The sequence below is a fragment of the Chamaesiphon sp. VAR_69_metabat_338 genome (assembly GCF_031423935.1).
Classification (GTDB): Bacteria; Cyanobacteriota; Cyanobacteriia; order Cyanobacteriales; family Chamaesiphonaceae; genus Chamaesiphon.
The window spans coordinates 1-8733 of the sequence record NZ_JANPGM010000145.1 but is presented as its reverse complement, the minus strand read 5'-3'; the positions used below and the strand labels follow the sequence as shown (position 1 = coordinate 8733).

General features: G+C 47.3%; 8 protein-coding genes and 1 pseudogene. 8 read left to right on the top strand and 1 reads right to left on the bottom strand.

Annotation, left to right across the window (positions count from 1 at the left end):
- The 3 genes and pseudogenes from RMO84_RS04215 to RMO84_RS04205 form a co-directional block, all read left to right on the top strand.
- Positions 1–312 (top strand): annotated as a pseudogene (locus tag RMO84_RS04215) (hypothetical protein); the annotation flags it as partial.
- Positions 313–384: 72 nt separating this feature from the next.
- Entirely contained in the window at positions 385–1536 is a 1152-nt protein-coding gene (locus RMO84_RS04210) for a type III PLP-dependent enzyme (RefSeq protein ID WP_310487229.1), read from the top strand.
- A gap of 28 nt (positions 1537–1564) precedes the next feature.
- Entirely contained in the window at positions 1565–1888 is a 324-nt protein-coding gene (locus tag RMO84_RS04205) for an SMR family transporter (RefSeq protein WP_310487228.1), read from the top strand.
- A gap of 37 nt (positions 1889–1925) precedes the next feature.
- On the opposite strand, the gene RMO84_RS04200 is transcribed toward RMO84_RS04205, so the two are convergent.
- On the bottom strand, positions 1926–2597 hold the full coding sequence (locus tag RMO84_RS04200) for a 4'-phosphopantetheinyl transferase superfamily protein (RefSeq protein ID WP_310487227.1): 672 nt from the start codon (positions 2595–2597) through the stop codon (positions 1926–1928).
- Between the two features lie 181 nt (positions 2598–2778).
- Here RMO84_RS04200 and aspS point away from each other — a divergent pair, with 181 nt between their 5' ends.
- The 5 genes from aspS to cax all read left to right on the top strand — a co-directional run.
- Positions 2779–4584: an aspartate--tRNA ligase gene (gene aspS, locus RMO84_RS04195; RefSeq protein WP_310487226.1), complete on the top strand. Its 1806-nt coding sequence runs from the start codon at positions 2779–2781 to the stop codon at positions 4582–4584.
- Between the two features lie 307 nt (positions 4585–4891).
- On the top strand, positions 4892–5740 hold the full coding sequence (locus RMO84_RS04190; protein ID WP_310487225.1) for a DUF3598 family protein: 849 nt from the start codon (positions 4892–4894) through the stop codon (positions 5738–5740).
- Positions 5741–5994: 254 nt separating this feature from the next.
- Positions 5995–7347: a tRNA (N6-isopentenyl adenosine(37)-C2)-methylthiotransferase MiaB gene (gene miaB, locus RMO84_RS04185; RefSeq protein WP_310487224.1), complete on the top strand. Its 1353-nt coding sequence runs from the start codon at positions 5995–5997 to the stop codon at positions 7345–7347.
- 65 nt (positions 7348–7412) lie between these two features.
- Positions 7413–7982 carry a Uma2 family endonuclease gene (locus tag RMO84_RS04180; protein ID WP_310487223.1) on the top strand — a complete coding sequence of 190 codons (570 nt, stop codon included), beginning with the start codon at positions 7413–7415 and terminating at the stop codon, positions 7980–7982.
- Between the two features lie 188 nt (positions 7983–8170).
- A partial coding sequence (gene cax, locus RMO84_RS04175) for a calcium/proton exchanger (RefSeq protein ID WP_310487230.1) occupies positions 8171–8733 on the top strand: 563 nt, incomplete at its 3' end.

Genomic DNA, 8733 nt, shown 5'->3' with positions numbered 1-8733 from the left:
CAGAATTTAAATACCTTTTATGTCTGGAGCGATGTAGTGTTATTTACCTTGGCGATCGTCATGATTTTGGGTTTTTGGGGAGGCCGACTCAGTAATGCTTGGCAAGTCACCGCGCAGGCGATTATTTGTTTCTATGTTGCTGATATGTGGTTTGCCTACGCAAGCAATCAGATTAAAGACTACCAATCGGGGTTCATGTTAGAAGTGTTCTGGATTTTGGGTACAGTCCAGTTTGGTGTTGCTGCCAGCATCGAATTCGAGCATATGTTGGCACGCTTAGAGAACAATGATGCCACAAATTTACGGATCTAAATCGACATCGATAGTGCCAATTTCCATACTATCGATCGACAAATTAATGCTCGACTTGAGAACTGAGATTATATGCCAACTGCCCAATTAGTCGCACACGCTAGAATTTTTGATTTTATCGCTAGTCAATCTTTACCGACGCCTTATCTGGTCGTAGATTTGCCGGAGATTAAACATAATTATCAGGCTTTAGCAACACAATTGCCCGATGCCCAGATCTACTACGCGCTCAAAGCCAATCCAGCTCCAGAAATATTACAACTGCTAGTCAAACTCGGTGCTAGCTTTGATGCGGCCAGTCTCCCCGAGATCCAAGCCTGTCTGAGTGCGGGTGCTCGACCGCACCAGATTTCTTTTGGGAATACCATCAAAAAAGCTGCTGACATTGCTACTGCTTATGAATTGGGGGTACGGTTGTTTGCCTTCGATAGTCTCCAAGAACTCGAAAAATTGGCAGTTCATGCAGCGGGATCGCAGGTGTATTGTCGCTTGTTAATGGAGTGTACTGGTGCCGAATGGCCGTTGTCGCGCAAATTTGGGTGCGAGTTAGATATGGCTAAAGATCTCCTCATTCATAGCGATCGATTGGGGTTGCAGGCTTATGGTGTCTCGTTTCATGTTGGTTCTCAGCAGTTAGATGTGTGCCAATGGGAGATGGCGATCGCGACTAGTGCGCGGTTGTTTCGAGATTTAGCGGCTGTGGGTGTCGAACTCCAGATGCTCAATGTGGGTGGTGGCTTTCCCGCTCGTTATCGCAGCTCGGTGCCAGAACTGGCGAGTTATACTAGCGAGATCGACACTGCTTTGGCGCGACACTTTGAGAATCAGCGACCGATCGTCATGCTCGAACCAGGTCGATCGCTAGTGGCCGATGCGGGGATAATTAATACCGAGGTGGTGCTGATCTCCCAAAAGTCATATCACGAAGATCGCCGCTGGGTATTTTTAGATATTGGCAAATTTGGCGGCTTGGCCGAAACAATGGATGAGGCGATTCGGTATCGCCTGCGGACGCCTTGGGATGGTACGCCAACTGGCTCGGTGATTTTAGCAGGGCCGACTTGCGATAGTGCGGATATTTTGTACGAGCGATCGGACTATCAGTTGCCACTCAATTTACAAGCTGGCGATCGGATTCAAATTCTCAGCGCGGGAGCCTATACTAGCACCTATGCATCGGTGGGTTTTAATGGCTTTGCACCGCTGGCTGTTTATTGTATTTAGCTAAGTTCGCACTTGAGGAAATTGAATTTTGACAACTTTATTAATGAGCGGTGGCGCGGCTCTGATTTTTGCGATCGGGGGGATCTTCATGAAACTTTCACTCGGTTTATCTCAGCCTGCCTATAGTGTTGCCGTCTTTGGCTGTTTTGGTTTGGGAGCTGTTTTACAAACTTTAGTAATTGCCAAAACCGATCTCGGCAGCAGCTATATTTCGATCTTAGGATTGGAAGCGGTTGTCACATTGTTTTTTAGTATTTGGTTGTTTAAAGAACAGCTTAATGTAGTTAAGCTAGTTGGTATTGCGGCGATCGTCATGGGCGTTGCTTTATTACGCAGTAAGGAGATCGGTTAGATTAATTGATAATTGATAATTACTCCCCGCTCATAAATTACTGCAAATATCTAATGTTGTCATAATCGCCCCCGATCGCCATTGCACTGGCAAAATCGGCGGCGATTTCGAGTTTCTGAATTCGCCACGTACCGGCGATCGGTGCAGCCATAATCGCCGCAGGGGTACGCGGATCGATCGAGACTTCAATTTTGTCTAATGGCGTATGTAAGCCAGTGCCACAGGCTTTGAGATAGGCTTCCTTCTGTACCCAAGCATGGAAAAAAGCGGCTTGATGGAGATCGATCGACAAGTTGTGAAAAATAGCTTGCTCGGCGGTAGAAAAAAAGCGATCGACTAAATCCGCTGCGGCGATCGGGTGGATATATTCGATATCGATACCGATGGGATGCTGGGCACTAATGCCATATACAGCTCGATCGTGCGAATGGGATAAATTGAATTGGAGCTGACTGCCAGCGATCTCAGGTTTACCCTGCGCGCCGTAGCTAAATTCAATTTGGGCAGGGCTGAGATCGAGATACTGACTCAAAATCTGCCGGAGATAACCACGTGCGACGATCCAGCGATCGCCATGCAGTGGGTTGACAAATTTGGCCGCACGTTGGCGTTCGGTGGCAGTTAACAATTGACTAAATTTGTCGATCTGCGCGCGCTCTCGATCAAGATTGGTACTCCAGATCTGAATCTCGCGCGGGGGCAACAACATGCAAAGAATGGTAGATAATTAAAGACAGCCAATTTTTGACTCCCGTTCGACTTTACCAGGTAATCTCGGATCGATCGCGATTCGGCGATGGGAATGGGAGTAGAATAGATTTTTGCCGCGTCTCTTCAGGACAAAATCGGGCAGTTTAGAGTAATTATCGTCGAACTAGATTTTTTAGCATATGCGAACCCATTATTGCGGCACAATCCGCACCGAACAAATTGGCGAAACTGTTACCCTGTGTGGCTGGGTAGATCGTCGCCGCGATCTTGGGGGGGTAATTTTTCTCCATATCCGCGATCGATCGGGTTCGGTGCAGGTTGTCAGCGATCCGATTCGCACGCCAGATGCTTATCCGCTGGCAGAAACCCTCCGCAGTGAGTATGTCGTCAAAATCACCGGACGCGTCTACGCTCGTCCCGAAGCATCGCTCAACTCGCGGATCGACACTGGCGAAATCGAAGTCTATGCCGAGCAAATTGAGGTGCTCAACCGCGTCCACAAGCAATTACCCTTCCAGGTATCGCAAACCGAAAATGAGTTCGTGCGTGAGGATTTACGGCTCAAATATCGCTATCTCGATCTACGCCGCGAACGGATGAGTACCAATCTGCAACTGCGCCATCGGGTAATTAAAACGATTCGGCGGTGCTTGGAAGATCGGTTTAATTTCATGGAGATCGAGACGCCGATTTTGACGCGTTCTACTCCCGAGGGTGCGCGAGATTTTATCTTGCCCAGTCGGGTAAATTTAGGCGAATGGTTTGCGCTGCCGCAATCGCCACAATTATTCAAACAACTGTTAATGGTATCGGGATGCGATCGCTATTATCAAGTCGCACGTTGTTTTCGCGATGAAGATCTTCGTGCTGACAGACAGCCAGAATTCACTCAATTGGACATGGAAATGAGTTTCATGTCCCAAGAAGATATCATCAATCTCAATGAAGAATTGATCTGGCAAATATTCAAAGAAATTAAGGGTGTTGAATTAGTGCGCCCCTTCCCGCGCATGACTTATGCCGAAGCGATGGCAGACTATGGCTGCGATAAACCCGACACCAGATTTGACTTGAAATTAGTCAATGTTTCGGAGTTATTTAAAGACTCCCAATTTAAAGTATTTTCTGGCGCGATCGCCAGCGGTGGGATCGTCAAAATCTTGCCGATTCCTGGCGGTAATGAAACCATTTCTAACGTCCGAATTAAACCAGGTGGGAACTTATTCAAAGAAGCCAGCGAAGCCGGAGCTAAAGGTTTAGCATATATTCGCGTGCTCGAAAATAATGAAATCGACACGATTGGCGCGATTAAAGATTCCCTATCTGAAGAGAGCAAACAACAACTATTAACCCTCACGGGTGCCAAACCTGGCGACTTATTACTCTTCGGTGCTGGCGATGCCGCAATGGTCAATAAAACGCTCGATCGACTGCGGTTAGTCATCGGACGAGAGCTAGGTTTAATTGATGACGATAAAGTTAACTTACTGTGGGTAACAGACTTCCCCATGTTCGAGTATAACGCCGACGAAAAGCGACTCGAAGCATTGCACCATCCATTTACAGCACCGCATCCAGATGACATCAACGATCTGACAACTGCCCGCGCCCAAGCCTACGATATCATCTTCAACGGTACCGAAGTTGGTGGCGGCAGCGTCCGCATTCACCAACGCGAAGTCCAAGAAAAAGTCTTTAGCGCGATCGGTTTATCGACCGAAGAAGCTAACGATAAATTTGGCTTTTTACTCGAAGCTTTTGACTATGGAACGCCCCCACACGGTGGGATTGCTTACGGACTCGATCGCTTAGTCATGTTACTCGCCGGCGAAGATTCGATCCGCGATGTAATTGCCTTTCCGAAGACCCAACAAGCACGGTGTTTGCTGACTAATGCTCCCGCAAATGTCGATGCCAAACAACTCAAGGAACTAGAGGTGATTTCTACTTATAAACCCAAGATCGATAGTACGTCAAAACAATAGTAATATTCAGATCCCCGACTTCTTAAAGAAGTCGGGGATCTAGCTTCACACCCATCCCCACCAGTAATTAACGATCGAGTTTTCTCGATCGATAATTAAAATTTGCGAATAATAACATGCGATATATTGTTGTGGGGGAGGGCAGGTTCGATTATGAATTTATAGTATCAGTCACAGGTTATTGCATAAACCTGCCCCCTACAGATGGTGTTTCGATCGACAAGCGCGATGTGGATACCCTGCTGAAATTTATTACGCTAAACTGAATGAGTTAAGTCCGTTTAGCAAAAATTAGGTGTGGACAAATATGGGCAGTAACTGGGAAAATTTCCTCAAAAATCTCGGTGAATGGACGGGGACATTTACCCAAATTTCCACCGATGGCGAAATCCTCGGTTCGACACCTTCGATTCTGACGCTTGAAGGGTTGGAAGATAACCAACTAGTTAAGTTTAGATTGCGCCGCTTTGCTAACAATATCGACGAGCCACCGACATCCGATCGATCCCAGGAATATCGCTCGCTGGGCAGACAAGCCGTATTTTTCGACACGGGAGCTTTTTCCAAAGGTTCGATTCAAGTGGCTCCCTTTGCCGAATTTGGTGCAGAGTACGGATTTGTAGCCGAAAATCGGCGATCGAGATTGGTACAGTTATTTGATAAGCAGAGCAACTTTGCCAGCCTGACATTAATTCGCGAAATCCGCAGCGGTACGGATGCGCAGTTGCGTCCCGATCTAACGGTAGCGCAATTGGTAGGTAAATGGAGCGGTACCGCCTGTACTCATTATGCCGATTGGCGCGATCCCGATACGATGCCAACGCACTTGGAAATCAGTCAGGTGGGTGACTCGTTGCAGCAACAATTATCTTTTGGCGATCGCACGATTAGTTCCACTGCCAAGATCGATGGCCATCGGCTGCATTTTGATGAAGCTACGCCGCGAACGATCTTATTGTTACCCGATGGGGTTTCGAGTAATACCCCCTTCCAAGTGAGCCACCGTCAGCCGTTTTTCGTAGAAGCGGCTTGGTTACTCGCTGACGATCTGCGCCAACGGTTAATTCGGACTTATAACGATAAAGGGGAATGGGTTAGCTCCACCCATGTCATCGAAACGCGATTCCGCAACGCGGACGCTACGCGAACGAGTTGAAGCCTTTTCAAAAAGATGTTTCGTATCGATTATAATAAGCAATCTCGCTCGCTAATACTGTGCTCAAACAGACAAACGGTGTCGATCGATAACACAGTAGCTCGATTTTCGGTCTGTAATGTTTACAGCAGGCGAGATCGCCACCGAGTGTCAGTCATCATTTTGCAGCTTACCGATCGCATCTGTCACCAGAGAGTAAGCTTGCCCACCTTCAACAGCTTCTGGCGAGTCTTTAACCTCTATCCTGGCAACATATGAATTCGATCGATCGCAGCTATCACATCACCACCTTTGGCTGTCAGATGAATAAGGCTGATTCCGAGCGGATGGGTGGAATCCTCGAAGAAATGGGCTTTCAATGGTCGGATGACCCCTTTGTCGCCGATATCGTGCTGTACAATACCTGCACCATCCGCGATCTCGCCGAGCAAAAGGTCTACTCTTACTTGGGCAAACAAACCCGCCGCAAAAAAGACAATCCCAATCTGGTATTAATTATGGCTGGCTGCGTCGCCCAACAAGAGGGTGAGAGCTTGTTACGGCGCATTCCCGAACTCGATATCATCATGGGGCCGCAACATGCCAATCGGCTCGAAGACCTCTTAAAGCAAGTCTTTGCTGGCGAGCAGGTTGTCGCCACCGAACCGATTCATATTATCGAAGATATCACCAAACCCCGTCGCGATAGTAGCGTCACCGCGTGGGTGAATGTCATTTATGGCTGTAACGAACGCTGTACCTATTGCGTGGTGCCCAACGTGCGCGGCGTCGAACAGTCTCGGACGCCAGAAGCAATTCGGGCAGAAATCAAAGAATTGGCCCGCCAAGGCTACAAGGAAATTACGCTACTCGGTCAAAACATCGATGCCTATGGGCGCGATTTACCCGGCTCGACGATCGAAGGTCGCCATCTGAATACCCTGACAGATCTGCTCTATTACATCCACGATGTCGAAGGGATCGAGCGGATTCGATTTGCGACTAGTCACCCGCGCTACTTTACCGAGCGACTGATTAAAGCGTGTCATGAATTACCCAAAGTCTGCGAGCATTTCCACATCCCCTTTCAGTCCGGCGACAACGATATTTTGAAAGCAATGTCACGGGGTTATACTCATGAAAAATATCGGCGGATTATCGATACAATTCGTCAGTATATGCCCGATGCGTCGATTAGTGCCGATGCGATTGTCGGCTTCCCTGGTGAAACCGAGGAGCAATTCGATCGAACGCTAGCATTGATTGCAGATATTAGCTTTGATATGGTCAATACGGCGGCTTATTCCCCTCGTCCGAATACGCCTGCGGCAGTATGGAGCAATCAAATTAGTGAAGATATCAAAATCGACAGATTGCAGCGGATCAATCACCTGGTTTCGCAAACGGCGATCGCCCGATCGGGTCGCTATCTCGATCGAGTAGAATCAGTCTTAGTTGAAGAACGCAATACTAAAAATCCCGACCAAGTTTTGGGCAGAACTGGTGGCAATCGCTTGACATTTTTCAATGGCGATATTGAAGAATTGCGCGGCAAAGTCGTTCCTGTCAAAATTACCGAAGCGCGGGCATTTAGTCTCACGGGTGAGATGATGACAAAGCTCGAATAATTTCCGAGATCGATTAAAATGGGTGCTAGTTAGATGATTCCTAAATATTAGGTAGACTAAAATCTATGGTGGTTGAAACTAAGCTCATGAGCCTTGAGGAATACCTCAACTATGATGATGGTACCGATATCCTTTACGAGCTTGTGAATGGAGAACTCATCCCTATGTCCCCAGAAAGCTATCAGAATCAGCAAGTCTCTATTTCTTTGATAGCCTACTTTTTAAGGTTAGGATTGCCACCAAGATTACTGGTAAACCAGATGGCGATCGCGGTAACTGGAGGAAGAGCGACGGCTAGAATCCCAGATCTCACCGTTCTTTCCGAAGATTTGGCACTAGAATTACAAGAGAATAATCGATCGATTATCTTGGCAGATATGCCACCACCTACTTTAGTTGTGGAAGTAGTCAGTCCCAACCAAGATAAACGAGATTATCGTTATAAAAGATCGGAATATGCTGCCAGACAAATCCCTGAATATTGGATTGTCGATCCGATTTTAGATAAGGTGACAATTTTAGAACTGGTGGAAGGATTGTACGAAGAGCAAGTTTATACGGGCGAACAAGCGATCGCATCGCCTCAATTTAGTCAATTAAAATTAACAGCCCAACAGGTGTTAACTGGTATCTAAACAAAAATATCGATCCTGATACTTCGGGAAATTGGTAGTCTTGAAATAGGATGTTTCTCGATCGATCTTCATTGCATATAGCCCTCAGGCTGGATCGGAATCGACAGGGTTGTAAAAAGCTAGCAATGGCGTTAGCTTTGTGGAATTCGGGTACGCTAGAGAGACAGTGTATCGATCGCCATCCATTCATGCTGAGTCTCAACAAGATTATTTCCGTTTTACTGGTATTCGTCCCCATTTCGATCGCGGGTCACTTTCTGCATTGGAGCGATCCAGTCGTCTTTGTCACCGCTGCGTTAGCTATCGTCCCCCTGGCAGCCTGGATGGGCACTGCCACCGAAGAAATCGCTGTGGTGATGGGGCCAGCCTTGGGTGGCTTGTTAAACGCGACATTTGGGAATGCCACGGAACTAATCATTGCCTTAGTCGCGTTGAATGCTGGTTTAATCGATGTCGTCAAAGCAAGTATTACTGGCTCGATTATCGGCAACTTGTTGCTAGTGATGGGCTTTTCGATGTTGCTTGGTGGGTTAAAATATAAAGAGCAAACCTTTCAACCGATCGTCGCACGAGTGAATGCTTCGAGCCTGAATCTAGCGGTGATTGCGCTGTTATTGCCGACTGCGGTGGACTATACATCTACTGGTATCGATACTAATGCGATTCAGCAATTGTCGATCGCGGTGTCGATCGTTTTAATCGGTGTCTACGGTTTGACGCTACTCTTTTCGATGAAGACGCACACTTATCT

Excerpts from the sequence above, each read along its gene's own strand:
- RMO84_RS04190 (WP_310487225.1), top strand. The coding sequence starts at position 4,892 with ATGGGCAGTAACTGGGAAAATTTCCTCAAAAATCTCGGTGAATGGACG.
- miaB (WP_310487224.1), top strand. The coding sequence starts at position 5,995 with ATGAATTCGATCGATCGCAGCTATCACATCACCACCTTTGGCTGTCAG.
- RMO84_RS04180 (WP_310487223.1), top strand. The coding sequence starts at position 7,413 with ATGGTGGTTGAAACTAAGCTCATGAGCCTTGAGGAATACCTCAACTAT.
- RMO84_RS04210 (WP_310487229.1), top strand. The coding sequence starts at position 385 with ATGCCAACTGCCCAATTAGTCGCACACGCTAGAATTTTTGATTTTATC.
- aspS (WP_310487226.1), top strand. The coding sequence starts at position 2,779 with ATGCGAACCCATTATTGCGGCACAATCCGCACCGAACAAATTGGCGAA.
- RMO84_RS04200 (WP_310487227.1), bottom strand. The coding sequence starts at position 2,597 with ATGTTGTTGCCCCCGCGCGAGATTCAGATCTGGAGTACCAATCTTGAT.